We start from the raw sequence: 18,718 nt of genomic DNA, 5'->3' as shown, positions 1-18,718 counted from the left end.
CGCCATGTCCGCACAAGCTCCAGCCGCGCCCGGCGCACCGGCGGCGCCGGGTGCGGCCTCCGGGTTCCTGCCACCCAGCGTCGCCCTGTGCACCGTGGGCCTGGCGATGGCGTCGTTCATGCAGGTGCTCGACACCACCATCGCCAACGTCTCGCTGCCGACCATCGCCGGTAATCTCGGCGCCAGTTCGCAGCAGGCGACCTGGGTCATCACATCGTTCGCGGTCAGCACGGCCATCGCGCTGCCGCTGACCGGCTGGCTCAGCCGCCGCTTCGGCGAACGCAAGCTGTTCGTCTGGGCGACGTTGGCCTTCGTCATCACCTCGCTGCTGTGCGGCCTGGCGCAGAGCATGGGCATGCTGGTGCTGTCGCGTGCGCTGCAGGGCTTCGTCGCCGGCCCGATGTACCCGATCACGCAGTCGCTGCTGGTCTCGATCTATCCCCGCGAGAAACGCGGGCAGGCGCTGGCGCTGCTGGCGATGATCACGGTGGTGGCGCCGATCTGCGGCCCGATCCTCGGTGGCTGGATCACCGACAACTACAGTTGGGAATGGATCTTCCTGATCAACGTGCCATTGGGCATCTTCGCCGCGCTGGTGGTGGGCAACCAGCTGAAGGGGCGCCCGGAGCAGATCGAGAAGCCGAAGATGGACTACGTCGGCCTGGTCACCCTGGTGATCGGTGTCGGCGCCCTGCAGCTGGTGCTCGACCTGGGCAACGACGAGGACTGGTTCTCGTCGATGAAGATCGTGGTGCTGGCCTGCGTGGCGGTGGTGACGCTGACGGTGTTCCTGATCTGGGAGCTGACCGACAAGGATCCGATCGTCGACCTGAGGCTGTTCCGGCATCGCAACTTCCGCGCCGGCACGCTGGCGATGGTGGTGGCCTACGCGGCGTTCTTCAGCGTGGCGCTGCTGATCCCGCAGTGGCTGCAGCGTGACATGGGCTACACCGCGATCTGGGCAGGCCTGGCGACCGCGCCGATCGGCATCCTGCCGGTGATCATGACGCCGTTCGTGGGCAAGTATGCGTCGCGCTTCGACATGCGCATGCTGGCCACGGTGGCCTTCATCGTGTTGTCGATGACCAGCTTCCTGCGATCGAACTTCAACCTGCAGGTGGACTACATGCACGTGGCCGGCGTACAGCTGATCATGGGCATCGGTGTTGCGCTGTTCTTCATGCCGGTGCTGCAGATCCTGCTGTCGGACCTGGACGGGCGCGAGATCGCGGCGGGCTCCGGCCTGGCCACCTTCCTGCGTACGCTGGGCGGCAGCTTCGCGGCCTCGCTGACGACGTGGCTGTGGGCGCGGCGTACCCAGGTGCACCATGCTGACCTGACCGAGCACATCTCGGCCTATCAGCCGGGCATGCAGGACCAGGTCACCGCGATGGGGCAGGGCGACCTGCAGCACGGTGCAGCGGTACTGAACAACATGATCAACCACCAGGCATCGCAGATGGGCTTCAACGACATCTTCTTCCTGCTGGGCTGGATCTTCCTGGCGATCATCACCTTCCTGTGGCTGGCCAAGCCGCCGTTCGGTGCGGGCGCGGGTGCCGCCTCGGCCGGTGGACATTGATCGATCGCTGTTGTTGAAACGCAGAAACCCCGCCGCAAGGCGGGGTTTCTGTTTGCAGTAGATCCACGCCATGCGTGGATGAATCGTCGCGACAACGATCGCGTTCCGGATTCCGGGCATGAAAAAACCCGCTTGCGCGGGTTTGATCATTTGCTGAGTCGTGGTGCCCAGGAGAGGACTCGAACCTCCACGAAGTTGCCCCCGCTAGCACCTGAAGCTAGTGCGTCTACCAATTCCGCCACCTGGGCGACTCAGGAGATGAATTATGGGGAACGACAGAGGATGTGTCAACAACATTTCACACTTTTTTCTGCGGCTGCACGCCCAGGTGATGCAGCAGGCTGCGCATCGCTGGTGACAGCTGCGTCCACTCGGCGAAACACGCGCACAGGCGGCGTTGTGCCCACCCATCGCAGAGCGGTATGCCGATCGTGTGCGTGCTGCGCCGGTGCTGGCGCGCGATGGTCCGCGGCACGATGCCGACACCGATGCCGTGGCCGACCATGATGCACACGCCTTCGAAGGTCTTCATGCGGATGCGCACATCCAGGCGGCGCCCGATGTCGCGAGCCTGGTCTTCGATATAGGTCTGCAGTGCATTGCCATCGGCGAGGGCGACGAAGGTCTCGCCGGCAACATCGGCGAAGGCCACGCTGCGCCTCGATGCGAAGCGGTGGTTGGCCGGCAGCAGCATCACCAGCGGATCTTCGGCCACCACATGCTGCTGCAGGCCGGCAGCATCGACCGCATCACTGATGATGCCGGCCTCGGCCTGGCCAGCGCTGATTGCGCGTACGACTTCGGGGCTGGTGCGCTCGAGCAGCTCGACATGCAGGCGCGGGCGTTCGGCCAGCCACGGTGCGAGCCGTGACGGCAGGTAGTTGGTCAGCGCTGCGGTGTTGGCATACAGATGTAGGGTGCCGCGCGCGCCATGCGCGAACGCCTGCAGTTCGCCGCGCAGCTGCGCCTGCTGCTGCAGGATCAGGCGTGCATGGTGGGCGAGGGCAGCGCCGGCTTCGGTCAAGCTGACGCCCCGTGGATGCCGGTTCAACAGCGGAGTGCCGGCATCGGCTTCGATCGTGCGCAGGCGTTCGCTGGCCGAACCCAGGGCCAGGTTTGCCTGCGCTGCGCCGGCAGTGATGCTGCCGGCCTCGGCGATCGCCAGGAACAGGCGCAGATCGGCAATATCCATCCGCATGTGATGCCCTCATCGCAACGCCCGAGCCTTCGGCTCAGCCGAAGGCGGGGCCGGGAAGACCGCATTGTGCGCCGGGCGGCGGACCGATCCAATGAAGGCATGAATGAATCGACGCATTTCTATGTGCTGCTGGTGCTGGTGTTCGTACTGGCCGGCGTGGTCAAGGGGGTGACTGGCATGGGGTTGCCGACGGTGGCGATGGGGCTGCTGGGGAGCACGCTGTCGCCGGTGGCGGCGGCGTCGATGCTGTTCATTCCGACCGTTGTCACCAACGCGTGGCAGCTGTTGTCCGGGCCGGCACTGGGTCACATCGTGCGGCGGCTGTGGCCGATGATGCTGGCCGTGGTGGTGGTGACGCTGGGTTCGGCAGCGCTGCTGGTGCGGGTCGATCGCACCTGGTCGCGTGTTGCGCTGGGCGTGGCATTGGTGGTCTATGCCGCGTATGCGTTGCTCGCGCCGGTGTTCCGCGTGCCGCAGCAGCGTGAGCGCTGGCTGGGGCCGCTGGTGGGTGCGTTGTCCGGCGTGGTGACCGGCGCCACCGGCGTGTTCGTGATGCCGGCCGTGCCGTACCTGCAGTCACTGGGGCTGCAGCGCGAGGAACTGGTGCAGGCGCTCGGGCTGGCGTTCACCGTGTCGACGATTGCACTGACCACGGGCCTGGTGCTGCACGGTGCGTTCGGCATCCAGCAACTGGGCCTGAGTGCACTGGCGGTGGTGCCGGCGCTGCTGGGCATGTGGTTGGGGCAGGTGATCCGGCAGCGGATCAGTGCGCAGGTGTTCCGCGCCTGTTTCCTTGGGTTCCTGCTGCTGCTCGGGCTGGAGCTGGTGCTGCGGCCGTTGTTCTGAGCCTGGAATGCATAGCGCCGAGCGCGTGCAGCATCGGGCCACGCTCGACCGGACGCCACGCAAATCGCGGGCAAGAAAAAACCCGCTTGCGCGGGTTGTTCTCTTTCTCGACATGGTGCCCAGGAGAGGACTCGAACCTCCACGAAGTTGCCCCCGCTAGCACCTGAAGCTAGTGCGTCTACCAATTCCGCCACCTGGGCGTCGAGGAGCGAGATTATGGGGTGTTGTTATGGGGGTGTCAACACTTTTTGCAGATCCGGGGTTGGATCCTGTTTCGCCTGCGAAACGGGCTCTGACCGCGTGGGGCTCGCGTTGGGGTCAGAGCCCTTTCCTGTGGAAAGGGATCCGACCCCGATGCCGGATGACAGGCAAAAAAAATCCCCGCCGAAGCGAGGAGTTTTTTCGTTGGTGCCCAGGAGAGGACTCGAACCTCCACGGTTTTACCCGCTAGTACCTGAAACTAGTGCGTCTACCAATTCCGCCACCTGGGCGTTCCAGAGGCGCAATTGTGAAGATGAATCCGCAGGCTGTCAACGACTTCCTGAAGATTTTTCACGCAATGCCTTCGAGGCGGCCGCTGACCCGCTCTGCACGCTGTCAGCGGCTACCATGTAGGGCGATGACTACCAAAAAACCAAGCAAGGGCGGGAGCAAGTCCCGCAGCCAGGCCCCCAACAAGGGCGCCAAGACGGGCACAGCCCGCACCACCAAGCCGGGCAAGCCGTTGCCGGGCTGGTTCCCCGAATTGAATGAAGGTGGCGCAGCGCCGCGTGGCCGCAAGGTCCGTAGTACGGATGCCCCGGCCCCGGGCCGCAGGCTGCCGCCGACCGGCAAGGTGATCGAAGATCCCTATGCCGCCCGCGAAGCCGAGAAGTACGAACAGCCCATCGCCAGCCGTGAGGCCATCCTGGCCCTGCTGGAGCGTTGCGAAGGGCCACAGACGGCCGAGGAGCTGGGCGCACGCCTGGGCTTGACCGCACCGGACCGCGCAGAGGCGCTGTCGCGCCGGCTCGGTGCGATGGTCCGTGACGGCCAGCTGGTGCAGAACCGCCGCGGTGGCTTCGCCCCGATCCAGACGTTGAACCTGGTCACCGGCGTGGTGATCGCCAACCCGGAAGGGTTCGGCTTCCTGCGCCCGGTCGAGGGCGGCGACGACCTGTTCCTGCCGCCCTATGAGATGCGCAAGGTGATGCACGGCGACAAGGTGCTCGCCCGCGTGACCGGCATCGACCATCGTGGCCGCCGCGAAGGCAGCATCGCCCGCGTGCTCGAACGCGGCATGACCCGCCTGATCGGCCGCTTCAGCATCGAGATGGGCATCAACTACGTGGTGCCCGACGACAAGCGCGTGCAGCGCAACGTGCAGGTGCCGCCGGACCAGACCGGTGGCGCGCGCGACGGCCAGCTGGTGGTCTGTGAACTGACCCAGGCGCCGGACAGCCGCCGTCCGCCGATCGGTCGCATCATCGCCGTGCTCGGCGACAAGCTGACCGCCTCGCTGGTGGTGGAGACCGCCATCCACGGCCACGAGCTGCCGTTCGAGTTCCCGCAGGAGGTGCTGGACGAAGCCGCGTCGGTGCCGCTGGTGGTCGAACCGGCGATGATCGGCGGCCGTGTCGACCTGCGCAGCACGCCGCTGGTCACCATCGACGGTGAAGATGCCAAGGACTTCGACGACGCGGTGTACTGCGAGCCGAATGCCGATGGCTTCCGCCTGGTGGTGGCGATTGCCGACGTGTCCAACTACGTCCGCCCCGGCACGCCGCTGGACGAGGAGGCACAGAAGCGTGCCACCTCGGTGTATTTCCCGGGCTTCGTGGTGCCGATGCTGCCCGAGACGCTGTCCAACGGCATCTGTTCGCTGATGCCGAAGGTCGACCGCATGTGCTTCGTCTGCGACATGCAGATCGACCGCGACGGCCTGGTCACGCATTCGCGCTTCTACGAGGCGGTGATGAACTCGCACGCGCGCCTGACCTACACCCAGGTGTGGAAGGCGGTGGGCGAGGACGATGCCGAGACCCAGGCATGGATGGGAGACCTGCTGCCGCAGGTGCAGCGCCTGCACCAGCTGTACAAGGTGCTGTCCAAGGCACGCGCCAAGCGCGGTGCCATCGAGTTCGAAAGCAGCGAAGTACGCTTCGTGCTGGACAACCGCGGTGAAGTCACCCAGGCCGGCATGCTGGTGCGCAACGACGCGCACAAGCTGATCGAGGAATGCATGATCGCGGCCAACGTCGAGGCGGCCAGGTACCTGCTGTCGCACCACGTACCGGCGCCGTACCGCATCCACGAGAAGCCGCCGGAAACCAAGTACGCCGACCTGCTGGAATTCCTCAAGGAATTCAAGCTGAGCCTGCCGCCGTGGGCGAAGGTGCGCCCGGGGGATTACACCAAGCTGCTGAAGAAGATCCGCGACCGGCCCGATGCCACGCTGCTGGAATCGGTGCTGCTGCGCAGCCAGAGCCTGGCCATCTACAGCCCGGAAAACCACGGCCACTTCGGCCTGGCGCTGGAGGCGTACGCGCACTTCACCTCGCCGATCCGCCGTTACCCCGACCTGCTGGTGCACCGCGCGATCAAGCACGCGTTGTCCGGCAAGCCGCTGGACAAGTTCACCTACAACGCACGCGAAATGGCGGCACTGGCGCTGCAGTGTTCCGAGCGCGAGCGTCGTGCCGACGAGGCCGAACGTGAGGTCGACGAGCGTTACCGCGCAGCGTGGATGGAAAAGCACGTGGGTGGCCAGTTCGACGGCGTGATCAGTGGCGTGACCAGCTTCGGCCTGTTCGTGGAACTGGACGAGTCGAAGGTGCAGGGCCTGGTCCACGTGACCCAGCTGCCGCAGGACTATTACAAGTTCGACGCCACCCGCAAGACGCTGACCGGCGAGCGCCGCGGCAGCAGCTACCGGCTGGGCGACCGCGTGCGCATCCTGGTGCTGAAGGCCAGCATGGAAGAACGCAAGATCGACTTCCGCCTGGTCGAGCACAAGGGAGAGGACGAGGCCGAGGGCCTGCCGCCGCTGCCCGAGCGTGGCAAGCCGGCCAAGCGGACCAAGAAGCAGTATTGAAAGGTGTGCCGACCAACGGTCGGCACCCACCTCACCCGGCAGGTGCCAACCAACGGTCGGCACCCACCTCACCCGGCAGGTGCCAACCAACGGTCGGCACCCACCACACCCGGCAGGTGTCAACCAACGGTCGGCACCCACCTGACCCGGCAGGTGTCAACCAACGGTCGGCACCCACCTCACCCGGTAGGTGCCAACCGTTGGTTGGCACGACGTTTCGGAGGAACTCACCATGCAGGGCCAACCCGAATACAGCGGCGGTTGCCAGTGCGGCGCGATCCGCTTCCACGTGCGTGGCGCGCTGACCGACAGCTCGATCTGCCATTGCCGGATGTGCCAGAAGGCCTTTGGTGCCTACTACGCGCCATTGGTGTCGGTGCGTGGCGTGCAGTTCAGCTGGACCCGGGGCCAGCCGCGCTATTTCCAGTCCTCCGACGTGGTGCGCCGGGGCTTCTGCGCCGATTGCGGAACGCCGTTGACCTATGAGGCCCCCGATGGCGTGGCGGTTGCCGCCGGCGCCTTCGATGAACCCGAGCGCCTGCCGCCGACGCGTCAGTACGGCCTGGAGCGCAAGCTGCCCTTCGTGGATGGCCTCGGGCAGCTGCCGGGAAGCCGAACCGAGGAAGACATCGCGGCGGTGGATTTCCTGGCCACGATCGTGTCCCACCAGCACCCCGATCACGACACTCCGCACTGGCCGCCGCGCAGCCGGTAGCGCACCTGTAGAGCCGAGCCCACGCTCGGCTGCCCCTGCTCCAGCCGCCGGCCCCTGCCAGCCGAGCATGGGCCCGGCTCCCCAGAGGGCGGCCGCAGCGCCCGGCCCGCCGATGCTCTACCATAGCCACCCCCTTTCCGGTCCCCGCCCGCATGAGCAAGAACAGCCAGTGGATTGTCGGCGTCAACGCCGTCGCCTCCTCCATCGAGAACGACGCCGAGAACGTCCGCGAAGTGCTGGTCGAGGCCGGTGCGAAGAACCCGCGCCTGACCGAGATCGAGGAAAACGCCCGTCGCAAGGGCATCGACGTGCGCAAGGTGAACAGCCAGGCGCTGGACGGTGTCGGCGGTTCGGTGCGCCACCAGGGCGTGGCTGCGCGTTATGCCGCCGCCCGCACCTACAGCGAGAACGAGCTGGAAGGCCTGGTCACCGCGGCCGAGGGCAAGGCCCTGCTGCTGGTGCTGGACGAGGTGCAGGACCCGCACAACCTCGGTGCCTGCCTGCGTTCGGCCGCTGCCGCCGGTGCAACCGCGGTGATCATCCCGAAGGACAAGTCGGCCACGGTGAACGCCACCGTGCGCAAGACCTCGGCCGGTGCCGCCGATCTCATCCCGGTGGTGGCGGTGACCAACCTGTCGCGCTGCCTGAAGGACCTGCAGAAGCAGGGCGTGTGGATCTACGGCCTGGCCGGCGAAGCCACCGCGTCGCTGTACCAGCTGGACCTGAAGGGCAATATCGCGCTGGTGCTGGGCGGCGAAGCCGATGGCCTGCGCCGCCTGACCCGTGAGAACTGCGATGGCCTGGTCAAGATCCCGATGCCGGGCGAGATCGAAAGCCTGAATGTCTCGGTCGCTGCCGGCGTCAGCCTGTTCGAGGCCGTGCGCCAGCGCGGTTGATCGGCAAGCGGCACATGATCGGGGTCAGATCCCTCGCCGCAGGCGAGGGATCTGACCCCTTTTTCATGTGCCGTGTCGACCAAGGTCGACACCTGGCGGGTAGTTGCCAACCTTGGTTGGCGCCCTTGTTGCCGCCTTACCCCGCGCTGCCGCCCAGCGCCTTGAACAGGGTCACGTCGTTGTTCAGCTGGCCCTGGCGCACGCGCGCCAGCGACAGCTCGGCATCACGCCGGGTCTGCTGCGCTTCCAGCCAGGTGCGCAGATCGGTGGCACCCACGCGGTAACGCACTTCCTGCGCGCGCTCCACTTCCACCGCTTCGTCGTACGACGCCTGCGAGGCGGCCACCTGGCGCGCCAGCTGCTCGCGTGCCGACAGCGCGTTGTCCACTTCCGAGAGCGCGGTATACAGCGTCTTGCGGAAGTTGGTGGCGGCGATCTGATAGGCGGTGCCGGCGATATCGGTATCCAGCTGCGCGCGCTGCAGGTTGAGGAAGGGCAGCGACAGGCCGGCGCCCAGCGTGGCTACCGGGTTGCGCAGCACATCGCCCAGCGAGGTCGCGCTGGAGCCGAGGCTGCCGGTCAGGCTCAGTGCCGGGTAGTACTGGGTGGCGGTGACCTTGATGGTCTTCAGGCTGTTGCGCAGGCGAAGTTCGGCCGCGCGCAGGTCGGGACGGCGGCCGAGCAGGTCGGTCGGCAGTCCTTCGCTGATGCCCGGGCTGCGTGCGCCCAGCAGGTCCTGCGGTTCGTCCTGCTGTGGCCAGGGGGTGCCGTCCAGCAGCACGGCCAGTGCATTGCGCACCTCCACCCGCTGCTGTTCCAGCGCACTCTGCGAGGATCGCTGCGACTGCAGGTTTTGCAGCGCCTGGCGCACTTCCAGGCGCGATACCGCACCGGCGTCGAAGCGGGCCTGCACCAGTTCGCGGGTGCGTTCCAGGCGCTCCAGGTTGGCCTGGCCGGTGGCGATCGACTGGTTGAGGTAGGCCAGGTTCCAGTACTGGGTGATGGTGTCGCTGATCACCAGCAGGGCGGTGTTCTGCCGGTCTTCCTCGCTGGCTTCGGCTTCCCAGCGGGCAATGTCGCGCTGGGTGCGCAGGCGCCCCCACAGGTCCACTTCCCAGCCCAGCGAGACGCCGGTGGAATAGCTGCGGCGCCAGTCGTCGGCCTGGTCGGTGGCGCGGCTGGCGCTGCCGCTGACGCCGGATGACGAAGGCTGCGGCCACAGCGCATTGCTGGCCAGGCCGGCCTGCAGGCGCGAACGCTGCACGGCCAGGCCAGCGGCGGCCAGATCGCTGTTGGCGGCCAGTGCCTGTGCCACCAGGCGGTCCAGGCGTTCATCGCCGAAGCCGGTCCACCAGGTGTCCTGGCGGATGTCGCGGCCCGGCGTATCCAGGCTGCTGCGCGGGTCGTCGGCCGGAGCGTTGAGGGTGGCATCGCCACGCCCGTAGTGGGCCGCCACGTCGGGGTCGTGCACCGGATAGCGACCGACCGACGCACAGCCGGACAGGGCGAGCAGAACGGCAGCCGCCAGCAGCAGGCGCGAGGGGGCAGGGAAGGGCAGTCGGGTCATCATCTTCATTCGCGGGCCAGGGCCTCGACCGGGTCGAGCTGCGCGGCGTTGCGCGCGGGCAGGAAGCCGAATGCCACGCCGATCAGGGTCGAGCAGGCGAACGCGGCAACGATCGAGGCGGTGGAGAACAGTACCTGGAAGTCGCTGGCGAAGCGGCCGATCATCGAGCCCAGCAGCAGCGCCAGGCCGATGCCAAGCACGCCGCCGAGCAGGCACACCAGCACCGCTTCGATCAGGAACTGCTGGCGGATATCACTCTGCCGCGCACCGACGGCCATGCGCACACCGATCTCGCGGGTGCGCTCGGTCACCGATACCAGCATGATGTTCATCACGCCGATGCCACCGACCAGCAGTGCGATGGCGGCGATGGCGCCGATCAGCAGGGTCATCGTGCGCGTGGTCTGCTCGATGGTTTCGCGGATCTCGGCGCTGTTGCTGAGGAAGAAGTCCTCGGTGCCATGGCGCATCGTCAGCAGGCGGGTGATCGCTTCCTGCGCGGCATCCATCGGTGTGCTGTCGTCCACGCGCACGGTGATGCTGGACACATGGCTCTGGCCGAGCATGCGCGACATCACGGTGGTGTACGGCACCCATACGCTGAGGCTGGTGCTGCCACCGAACCCGAAGCTCTGGCGCTTGGCCACGCCGACCACGCGTGCCGGCACGTTGCCGAGCAGGATCACCTGGCCGACCGGATCGACATCGGGGAAGAACTGGGCCTGGGTGTTCTCGTCGATCACCGCCACCTGGCCCAGGCCCTTGACCGCATCGGCATCGAAGAAGCTGCCACTGAGCAGGGTCACGCCCTTGACCCGGAAGAACTGCTCGCCGACGCCGCTGACCTGGGCGGTGGACGACTGGTTGCGGTAACGCGCGGTGACCGAGGTCGATACGCTGGGGGTGGCGCTGTCCACGTAGCTCTGCTTTGCCAATGCATCGGCATCGCTGGCCTTGAGCGTCTGCACCCGCGCCGAGCGCATGTCGCCGAAGCCGCGGCCGGGATAGACGTCGATGGTGTTGGTGCCCAGCGCGCTGATGTTCTGCAGGATCTGCTGCTGCGAGCCGTTGCCCAACGCCACCACCGAGACCACCGAGGCGATGCCGATGATGATGCCGAGCATGGTCAGGAAGGTGCGCAGCCGATGTGCATTCATCGCCAGCAGGGCCATGCGGAACGCTTCGGTGAAGCGGTCGCGGGCCGCCCGCCAGCTGTTGCCGCGGGCAACGCCGGTGCTGGCCTCCCGCTGCGCGCGGTAGGTCGGCGCGTTCGGGTTGGCGCGGTCGGCGATGATCTCGCCGTCGCGGATTTCGATGATGCGCTGCGCGTGCTCGGCCACGCTCATGTCGTGGGTGACAATGATGATGGTATGGCCTTCGGCATGCAGTTCACCGAGGATCGCCATCACTTCCTCGCCGGATTTCGTGTCGAGCGCACCGGTGGGCTCGTCGGCCAGGATCACCTCGCCGCCGTTCATCAGGGCGCGTGCGATCGACACGCGCTGCTGCTGGCCGCCGGACAGCTGGCCGGGCTTGTGGTGCATGCGGTCGCCCAGGCCGAGCCGCTGCAGCAGCTGCTCGGCACGCGCGTTGCGCACCGCGCCCGGGCTGCCGGCGTATACCGCCGGCACTTCCACGTTGCCGCGTGCATCCAGGTCACCCAGCAGGTGGTAGCGCTGGAAGATGAAGCCGAAATGCTCGCGGCGCAGTTCGGCCAGCTCATCGGGTTCCATCTTCCCGGTTTCGCGGCCGGCCACCTGGTAACTGCCACGGGTGGGGCGATCGAGGCAGCCGAGGATGTTCATCAGCGTCGACTTGCCCGAGCCGGACTGGCCGACGATGGCCACCATTTCGCCGGCGTGGATGTCGAGATTGACGTCGCGCAGCACGGCGATCACATCGTCGCCGGCCGGGAATTCACGTCTCAGGTCGCGCAGGCGCAGCAGCGGCGCCGTCGTGCTCATCGGCGCCCCATGCCCGGGCCGCCGACCCGCATCTGCATGCCGCCGCGGTTGCCGCCGCCGGCGCTGGCACCGGCCGGACCGGCTTCACCGACCACCACGCGCTCGCCTTCCTGCAACCCGGACAGGATCTCGGCCGAGGCACCGTTGTTGATGCCCACGGTGACCTTGCGTGGCTGCGGCTGGCCCTTGTCGTCCAGCACCCGCACCATGCGCTCATCGCCACGGCGCTTCGGCCCCAGCGCGACTGCCGGCACCATCAGCACGCCCTTGGCCTGCTTGAGCAGTACCGAGACCTGCGCGGTCATGTCGATGCGCAGCGTGCCGTCCGGATTCTCCACGTCGAACAGCGCGTTGTAGTAGACCGCGCTGCTGGAACTGGAGCTGGAAGAGCTGCTGGAACTGGAGGAGCTCTCGTTGGCGATCGAGGCCGGCGCCGGATTGATCTGGCGCAGCGTGGCGTGATACTTGCGGTCCGGGTCGCCCAGGGTGGTGAAGTACACCGGCATGCCGGCCTTGATCTTGACCACGTCGGCTTCGGAGATCTCGGCATTGACGGTGACCACGTCCAGCCGCGCCAGCATGACGATGGTCGGTGCGGTCTGGTTGGCGTTCACGGTGCGGCCTTCCTCGGCCACCACCGCCACCACGGTGCCATCCATCGGCGCGGTGATGCGGGTATAGGCCAGGTTGGCGCGCGCGGTGCCCAGCTCGGTTTCGCGGCCCTTGATCTGCGCCTCGTAGGACTGCAGCTGGGCACGGGCGGTCTTCAGCTGCGCTTCGGCAGCATCGTACTCCTGGCGCGAGGTGGCCTCGGCGGCCAGCATCTGCTGCTGGCGCGCGAATTCCAGTTCAGCCTGGCGCAGGGTGGCCTGCTGCACGGCGCGCTGGGCGGTGACCTGGTCCAGCGAGGCCTGCGCATTGAGCACCTGGTTCTGCTGGGTGGTGGCGTCGATCTCGGCGATCAGGTCGCCTTCCTTCACCGTATCGCCCAGCTGCACCTTCAGCGACTTGATCTGGCCCGATGCCTGCGCACCGACGCTGACCAGCTTGTAGGCATCGATCACGCCGGTGGCGTCCACCGTCTGCTCGATGTCGCCACGGCTGACCGGCGAGGTTGCCACCGCCGGGGCGGCGGGCTTGCGCAGCAGCCACCAGGCGGTCGCGGCGACGATCAGGGCAAGCAGGGCGATCAGTATCAGGCGACTCCGGCGGGTCGCGGGTAGCAGGCGGAACGTCACGTCGTGGCTTCACTCTCGGGGCCGCGCGGGCGGCGTTGGTGGGCATTGTGAAGACCGGGCGATGGACGGCTCAATCCTCGGGGTATGTCTGTATGTAACACTGTCGGTGAATACGCGTAACCACAGGTATCCGGCCCATGGCTGGATACAGTGGTACGCATTGCCCCGGATGCGGTTCAGCTGCCGACACGGGATGATCGCGATATGGAGACTGAAAACCCGATGCATCGACTGCTGATCGTCGACGACGACAACGACATCCGCACGCTGCTGGCCGAGCAGCTCGGCCGTGCCGGCTACCAGGTGAGCACCGCGGCCGATGGCACTGCCATGCGCCAGCTGCTGGACCGCGAGCATGTGGACCTGATCGTGCTGGACCTCAACCTGCCGCGCGAGGATGGCCTGACCCTGTGCCGTGACCTGCGTGCGCGTTCGAATACGCCGGTGATCATGCTGACCGCACGTGCCGAGCCGATCGACCGTGTGCTGGGCCTGGAAATGGGCGCCGACGACTACCTGGCCAAGCCGTTCGAGCCGCGCGAGCTGCTGGCGCGCATCCGCAACGTGCTGCGCCGGACCGAGGCGCTGCCGGCCAACCTGGAGCCGCTGGCGGTACGCCGCGCACGCTTCTCGCGCTGGGTATTCGACCTCGAGCATCGCCACCTGGTCGACCCGGATGACCGCGTGGTGGTGCTGTCCGGCGCCGAGTTCCGCCTGCTGCGGGTGTTCATCGCCCACGCCAACAAGGTGTTGTCGCGCGAGCAGCTGGTCGCGCTCAGCAGTGGCCGCAACTACGAGGCACAGGACCGCGCGATCGACCTGCAGGTCAGCCGCCTGCGCAACAAGCTGGGCGACGATGGTGGCCCGGACGGACTGATCAAGACCGTACGCAATGAAGGCTACGTGCTGGCCTCGTCGGTCAACCTGGAATAAGCCGCGATGAAGCGCCTGCGCCATTTCCTGTCCTCGATGGTTGGGCGGCTGTTCGTGATCCTGCTGCTGGGCATGGCGGTGGCTGCGATCGGCGCGACCATGCTGGCCACCTCCAAGCGCCAGCAGGAGTTCGAGCGGCAGAACCTGAACCGCATCGCCGACCGCCTGCAGGGCTACGTCAACCTGCTGGATGGCAATCCGGAGCTGCGCGAGCGCCTGCTGGCGATCGGCGGGCCGAGCGTGCGTGCGCTGCAGCCGGGCGCACGCCTGGGGCGTGCCGACACGGCACTGATGGAAGTGCTGGAAGACCGCCCCGGGCCGGTGTCGCGCGCGCATGTGCACTTCGCTTCGTTCCGTTCCTGCATTCCCAAGCTGCAGGACCTGCTGCCGCCGCCGCCGCCGGGCCACCGGCGGCCGCCGCGCGAACGCGACCCGGCGTTCATCCCGCCCAAATGCCGCGCGGTGGACGTGACCCTCAACGACGGCACGCTGCTGAAGCTGGCGCTGGACTCGCCGGCGGTGGCGCACAACGGCATCCTCGCCGTGGACCCGTGGTTCCTGACCCTGCTGGTGCTGGCCATTGCCGTGCTGGCCTATATCGTCGCGCGCATGGCCAGCGCGCCGCTGCAGGAGCTCGCCGCGGCTGCCGAAGACCTGGGCGATGACCTGCAGCGCGACCCGTTGCCACTGCGCGGACCGCGCGAGGTGCAGCGCGCCGCCGAAGCCTTCAACGCCATGCAGCACCGCCTGCAGCGGCACCTGGCCGAACGCACGCAGATGCTGGCGGCGATCACCCACGACCTGCAGACGCCGCTGACCCGGCTGCGCCTGCGCCTGGAAAATGTCAGCGACGAGGCCCTGCGTGAGCGCCTGGTCGGCGACCTGGCGGCGATGCAGGCGCTGGTACGCGAGGGCCTGGAGCTGGCGCGCAGTGCCGAGAGTGCCGAGCAGCGTGCCGCACTCGACCTGGATTCGCTGCTGGAGAGCATTGTCGAGGACACCGCCGAGGACGGTGCCGATGTGGTCTTCGAAGGTCGCAGCGGTTCGGTGCTGATGCTGCGGCCGCTGGCCATGCACCGCCTGTTCTCCAACCTGGTGGACAACGCGGTGATGTACGCGCAGCGGGCACGGGTGCGGGTTGAGCGCAGCGGCGGTGCGATCACCGTGGTGGTGGCCGATGACGGCCCGGGCCTGGCCGAGGAGCAGCTGGAGGCGGTGTTCGATCCGTTCGTGCGGGTGGAAACCTCGCGTTCGCGCCAGACCGGCGGGGCCGGCCTGGGCCTGACCATCGCCCGCGCCCTGGCCGAGAAGGATGGGGCCCGGCTGTGGCTGCGCAACCGGGCCGGAGGTGGCCTGGAGGCCGTGGTGCAGTGGCCGGCCAGTGCCCAGGTGGTGGCGCCCGGCCGTGCCGGCTGAGCCGGAGGGCTGCGAACGGTGACGCCGGGGCTGGGGTTTGGCCTATCATCTGCGCATCTCCCCAGTCTCCCCCCGATGAGCCAGCCCGTACCCGCCGGCATGCCATTGCACGCTGCCCGGCTGTTCCCGCACGCTGCCGCGTCCAGCAGCCGCACCTGGCCGCCGCCGCTGCGGTGATGGGCGGGCAGGGGGACCAGAGGCGCTGGGTGGAGCGCCGCGCATCAGCATTCAGGCGGGCACTGCGGCAGGGCCTGTTGTGGCTGCTGCTGGCCCTTGCGCTGCCGTTGGCTGCGCAGGAAGGCGCGCCTCCGCTGCGCGACTACGCCATCGATGTATGGACCTCACGCAACGGCCTGCCGCACAACTCGCTGCGCGACATCGCGCAGACGCCGGAAGGCCATCTCTGGTTCGCCACCTGGGAAGGGCTGGTGCGTTACAACGGCCTGGATTTCACCGTGTTCGACCGCAGTACGCGCCCGGGCCTGCGCGACAACGGCATCGGCGCGCTGTTCGTCGACCGCCAGGGCGGGCTGTGGATCAGCGATTCGCGCGGCAACGTCAGCCACCGAGGAAGTGATGGCCAATGGCGGGTATGGGAGCACCAGGCCGATACGCCGCAGGTGCTGATCCAGTCCATGCAGATGGACAGCCAGGGCCGGCTGTGGCTGCTGTACGAAGGCAAGGGCATCGGCTATCTGACGCGGGAGAGCGGCATCGTCTACCAGGCACCGGCAGCGGACCTGCCGATGGCGATGAGCTTCACCAAGCTGGTGGTCGACGCGCAGGACCGGGTCTGGGTCGGCACGCTGGACGGGCTGGTGCTGCGCGACAACGATGGCGTGCTCAAGCGCGCGCCCGCCGCATGGGGGCTGGGCGCCGGCAGCGGCCTGTCGTGGCCGTACCGGGCGCCGGATGGCGCGTTGTGGATCGTCGCCGGCGAGCGCCTGTACCGGGTCGAGGACGACCAGCTGGTGCTGGTGCATCGCCTGCCGGGCCAGCTGCACATGACTTCGATGCTGCAGGACCGGCACGGCGACCTGTGGCTGGGCACCGAGAACCAGGGCCTGCTGCGCATCTCCGCGCATGGCCTGGAGCGGCTGCCGGCCGGCCTGAACCTGCCGGGGGGACGCGTGGTCAGCCTGCGCGAGGATGCCGAAGGCAGCATCTGGGTAGGTGCCAACGGTGGCCTTTACCGCCTGCGCGAAACACTGTTCAGCAGCTACACCGAGCGTGATGGGCTCAGTGGCGACTACGTGCGCACGGTGTTCGAGGATCGCGACCGCCAGCTGTGGGTCGGCAGTGCCAGTGGCCTTGACCTGCAGACCGCCGACGGCCGTTTCCGCGCGATGCCGCTGCACAACCGCGGCGGCAAGGCACCCTCGGTACTGAGCCTGGCGCAGGGGCCGGACGGTGACCTGTGGGTGGGAACGTTCGGCGATGGCGTTTACCGGCTGGACCACGATGGCCGCCTGCGCCACAACTATGCGGCGGCCGACGGCATGCCGGGTGGCAACATCCGCGCGATCAGCGTTGATCCGCAGGGCGTGGTCTGGGCCGGTACGCAGAAAGGCGTGGTGCGCATCGACGGCGACCGGGTGCAGGTCTCGAACGTGCCGGGCATGCCCGGCGGCCTGATCACCGCGCTCGAGCATGACCACCAGGGCAACCTGTGGATCGGCACCATCGAAGGCGTCCGCGTGCTACGTGGCGACCACGTGCAGTCGATCGACCTGGCGCCGCTGGGCGGGGGCCGCAGCGTGTTCGGTTTCCACCAGCTGGGCGATGCGATGTGGATCAGCAGCGATCGCGGCCTGTACCGCTGGCGCAACGGCAGGCTGGCGCGGGTCGGCCTGGAGCAGGGCATGCCGGTGGATGCGGTGTTCCAGCTGGTGCCGGACCGTCTTGGCAATGTCTGGATCAGCAGCAACCGCGGCGTGCTGCGCACCGACATGGCGACCCTCAACGCGGTGGCTGATGGCCGTGCGCCACGGGTGGTGGTGGAGCGCTACAACGAGATCGACGGCATGGCCAATGCGCAGGCCAACGGCAGCTCCGGCCCATCGGCGATCCTGCGCCAGGACGGCACGTTCTGGGTGGTCACCGCCGGTGGCCTCAGCACGGTCGACCCGCAGCGCCTGCAGCGCTTCCGCGAACGGCCATCGCCGCCGGCCGCGATCGAGAGCGTGCAGGTGGATGGCGCGCCGGTGCATTGGGAAGGACCTGATCGCAACTACATTCCCGGTGGCCGCAGGTTGGCGGTGAGCTACGTTGGCCTGAGCTACCTGATGTCCGACCGGATCCGCTACCGCACACGGCTGGACGGGCTGGACGCCGGCTGGGTCGAGCGCGGCCCGCAGCGCAGCGTGGAGTTCGTCGGCCTGCCGCCGGGCGACTACACCCTGCATGTGACGGCCGCCCACCCCGGTGGCAGCTGGGGCCAGCAGGAGGCGGTGTGGAGCTTCACCGTGGAGCCGTTCTGGTGGCAGCGCCGCAGCGTGCAGGCGCTGGCCGGGCTGTTGTTGCTGGCCGGGCTGGTCGCGTTGTACCGTCTGCTGCTGCAGCAGCTGAAGGCCAGCAACCTGCGCCTGGCACGGCGGGTGGACGAAGCAACCTTCGACCTGCAGGCCAAGACCGTGCATCTGCAGGCGCTGAACCAGGAAAAGACCGAACTGGCCGAGCGCCTGGCACGCCAGGCCGAAGCCTTCGAGCGACAGGCCCGTGAGGATGCCCTGACCGGCCTGGCCAACCGCCGCGGCTTCGACGAGACGCTGGCGCGTGACTTCGCCCGTTCGCAGCGCAGTGGCCATCCGCTGTGCCTGGTGGTGCTGGACATCGACCACTTCAAGGATGTCAACGATCGCCACAGCCACAGCATCGGTGATGCGGTGCTGGTGCAGGTGGCGACGCTGATCGCCGCTGCCTGCCGCGATTCCGACCTGCCGGCGCGAACCGGCGGCGAAGAGTTCGCGCTGCTGCTCAACGACACCCGCCTGGAGGAAGCCGCGCAGCTGTGCGCGCGCCTGCGTGGCCTGTTCCATGACCATCCCGACTGGGCCGGCGTGGCGGGCCTGCGCGTGACCTTCAGCGCAGGCCTGGTGGAACTGGACGCCGACGATCGCACCCCTGCGCTGCTGTACCAGCGTGCCGACCGCGCGCTATATCGCGCCAAGAGCGACGGCCGCGATCGCACGAGCATCGGTTGAGTTCATCCACGCATGGCGTGGATCTACGGGTGTTGCCCTGCCAACCGGCGGTGCCGACCAACGGTCGGCAGCTACCAGAGAACTGAC

The 18,718-nt window shown here is 67.8% G+C and carries 12 protein-coding genes and 3 tRNA genes; 8 read left to right on the top strand and 7 right to left on the bottom strand.

The features are described from left to right. Positions 1-4: 4 nt before the first annotated feature. Positions 5-1,582 (top strand): multidrug efflux MFS transporter permease subunit EmrB, encoded by a 1,578-nt coding sequence (gene emrB, locus B9Y64_RS00965; protein ID WP_100439128.1) that lies wholly within the window; start codon positions 5-7, stop codon positions 1,580-1,582. 161 nt (positions 1,583-1,743) lie between these two features. Here emrB and B9Y64_RS00960 read toward each other — a convergent pair. Both B9Y64_RS00960 and B9Y64_RS00955 read right to left on the bottom strand, forming a co-directional pair. Further along, a tRNA-Leu gene (locus B9Y64_RS00960) sits at positions 1,744-1,830 on the bottom strand. 50 nt (positions 1,831-1,880) lie between these two features. After that, the gene (locus B9Y64_RS00955) at positions 1,881-2,780 is read right to left on the bottom strand and encodes a LysR family transcriptional regulator (protein WP_100439127.1); all 900 of its coding nucleotides are present in this window, start codon (positions 2,778-2,780) and stop codon (positions 1,881-1,883) included. 99 nt (positions 2,781-2,879) lie between these two features. On the opposite strand from B9Y64_RS00955, the gene B9Y64_RS00950 reads away from it, so the two are divergent. Further along, positions 2,880-3,626, top strand: coding sequence for a sulfite exporter TauE/SafE family protein (locus B9Y64_RS00950; protein WP_100439126.1), 747 nt, complete (start codon positions 2,880-2,882; stop codon positions 3,624-3,626). Positions 3,627-3,739: 113 nt separating this feature from the next. Here the strand turns inward: B9Y64_RS00950 and B9Y64_RS00945 are convergent. Together B9Y64_RS00945 and B9Y64_RS00940 are read right to left on the bottom strand one after the other, a co-directional pair. Further along, a tRNA-Leu gene (locus B9Y64_RS00945) sits at positions 3,740-3,826 on the bottom strand. Positions 3,827-4,032: 206 nt separating this feature from the next. Next, positions 4,033-4,117, bottom strand: a tRNA-Leu gene (locus B9Y64_RS00940). Between the two features lie 128 nt (positions 4,118-4,245). On the opposite strand from B9Y64_RS00940, the gene rnr reads away from it, so the two are divergent. From rnr to rlmB, 3 genes are all read left to right on the top strand, one after another. Further along, positions 4,246-6,699 carry a ribonuclease R gene (gene rnr, locus B9Y64_RS00935; protein WP_100439125.1) on the top strand — a complete coding sequence of 818 codons (2,454 nt, stop codon included), beginning with the start codon at positions 4,246-4,248 and terminating at the stop codon, positions 6,697-6,699. Between the two features lie 232 nt (positions 6,700-6,931). After that, complete coding sequence (locus tag B9Y64_RS00930) at positions 6,932-7,414, top strand: GFA family protein (protein ID WP_100439124.1); 483 nt, start codon at positions 6,932-6,934, stop codon at positions 7,412-7,414. 152 nt (positions 7,415-7,566) lie between these two features. Further along, complete coding sequence (rlmB, locus tag B9Y64_RS00925; protein ID WP_005408775.1) at positions 7,567-8,310, top strand: 23S rRNA (guanosine(2251)-2'-O)-methyltransferase RlmB; 744 nt, start codon at positions 7,567-7,569, stop codon at positions 8,308-8,310. Positions 8,311-8,446: 136 nt separating this feature from the next. Here the strand turns inward: rlmB and B9Y64_RS00920 are convergent, their stop codons facing one another. The 3 genes from B9Y64_RS00920 to B9Y64_RS00910 are packed head-to-tail and all read right to left on the bottom strand — an operon-like array spanning position 8,447 to position 13,079. Then, positions 8,447-9,886, bottom strand: a complete 1,440-nt coding sequence (locus B9Y64_RS00920; RefSeq protein WP_100439123.1) for a TolC family protein — start codon at positions 9,884-9,886, stop codon at positions 8,447-8,449. Beyond that, positions 9,883-11,841, bottom strand: a complete 1,959-nt coding sequence (locus tag B9Y64_RS00915; protein WP_100439122.1) for a MacB family efflux pump subunit — start codon at positions 11,839-11,841, stop codon at positions 9,883-9,885. Before B9Y64_RS00915 ends, B9Y64_RS00920 begins: the two co-directional genes overlap by 4 nt. Continuing rightward, on the bottom strand, positions 11,838-13,079 hold the full coding sequence (locus B9Y64_RS00910) for an efflux RND transporter periplasmic adaptor subunit (protein ID WP_100439121.1): 1,242 nt from the start codon (positions 13,077-13,079) through the stop codon (positions 11,838-11,840). Before B9Y64_RS00910 ends, B9Y64_RS00915 begins: the two co-directional genes overlap by 4 nt. A 204-nt stretch (positions 13,080-13,283) precedes the next feature. Between B9Y64_RS00910 and B9Y64_RS00905 the strand changes: the two genes are divergently transcribed. From B9Y64_RS00905 to B9Y64_RS00895, 3 genes are all read left to right on the top strand, one after another. Beyond that, a complete protein-coding gene (locus tag B9Y64_RS00905) occupies positions 13,284-14,012 on the top strand; it encodes a response regulator (RefSeq protein ID WP_057498358.1) in 729 nt (242 codons plus the stop codon). A 6-nt stretch (positions 14,013-14,018) separates the two neighbouring features. Next, a complete protein-coding gene (locus B9Y64_RS00900) occupies positions 14,019-15,428 on the top strand; it encodes a sensor histidine kinase (protein ID WP_100439120.1) in 1,410 nt (469 codons plus the stop codon). A gap of 176 nt (positions 15,429-15,604) precedes the next feature. Then, complete coding sequence (locus B9Y64_RS00895) at positions 15,605-18,631, top strand: ligand-binding sensor domain-containing diguanylate cyclase (protein WP_100439119.1); 3,027 nt, start codon at positions 15,605-15,607, stop codon at positions 18,629-18,631. Positions 18,632-18,718: the final 87 nt, after the last annotated feature.

Origin of the sequence: Stenotrophomonas maltophilia, from assembly GCF_002799245.1 — a bacterium.
Classification (GTDB): Bacteria; Pseudomonadota; Gammaproteobacteria; order Xanthomonadales; family Xanthomonadaceae; genus Stenotrophomonas; species Stenotrophomonas maltophilia_S.
The sequence above is the reverse complement of the archived record's forward strand: the minus strand, read 5'-3'. Positions and strand labels throughout refer to the sequence as shown.

What these genes read in the sequence shown, in the direction of transcription:
- emrB (WP_100439128.1), top strand. Translation starts at nt 5, where the DNA reads ATGTCCGCACAAGCTCCAGCCGCGCCCGGCGCACCGGCGGCGCCGGGT.
- B9Y64_RS00955 (WP_100439127.1), bottom strand. Translation starts at nt 2,780, where the DNA reads ATGCGGATGGATATTGCCGATCTGCGCCTGTTCCTGGCGATCGCCGAG.
- B9Y64_RS00950 (WP_100439126.1), top strand. Translation starts at nt 2,880, where the DNA reads ATGAATGAATCGACGCATTTCTATGTGCTGCTGGTGCTGGTGTTCGTA.
- rnr (WP_100439125.1), top strand. Translation starts at nt 4,246, where the DNA reads ATGACTACCAAAAAACCAAGCAAGGGCGGGAGCAAGTCCCGCAGCCAG.
- B9Y64_RS00930 (WP_100439124.1), top strand. Translation starts at nt 6,932, where the DNA reads ATGCAGGGCCAACCCGAATACAGCGGCGGTTGCCAGTGCGGCGCGATC.
- rlmB (WP_005408775.1), top strand. Translation starts at nt 7,567, where the DNA reads ATGAGCAAGAACAGCCAGTGGATTGTCGGCGTCAACGCCGTCGCCTCC.
- B9Y64_RS00920 (WP_100439123.1), bottom strand. Translation starts at nt 9,886, where the DNA reads ATGAAGATGATGACCCGACTGCCCTTCCCTGCCCCCTCGCGCCTGCTG.
- B9Y64_RS00915 (WP_100439122.1), bottom strand. Translation starts at nt 11,841, where the DNA reads ATGAGCACGACGGCGCCGCTGCTGCGCCTGCGCGACCTGAGACGTGAA.
- B9Y64_RS00905 (WP_057498358.1), top strand. Translation starts at nt 13,284, where the DNA reads ATGGAGACTGAAAACCCGATGCATCGACTGCTGATCGTCGACGACGAC.
- B9Y64_RS00900 (WP_100439120.1), top strand. Translation starts at nt 14,019, where the DNA reads ATGAAGCGCCTGCGCCATTTCCTGTCCTCGATGGTTGGGCGGCTGTTC.
- B9Y64_RS00895 (WP_100439119.1), top strand. Translation starts at nt 15,605, where the DNA reads ATGGGCGGGCAGGGGGACCAGAGGCGCTGGGTGGAGCGCCGCGCATCA.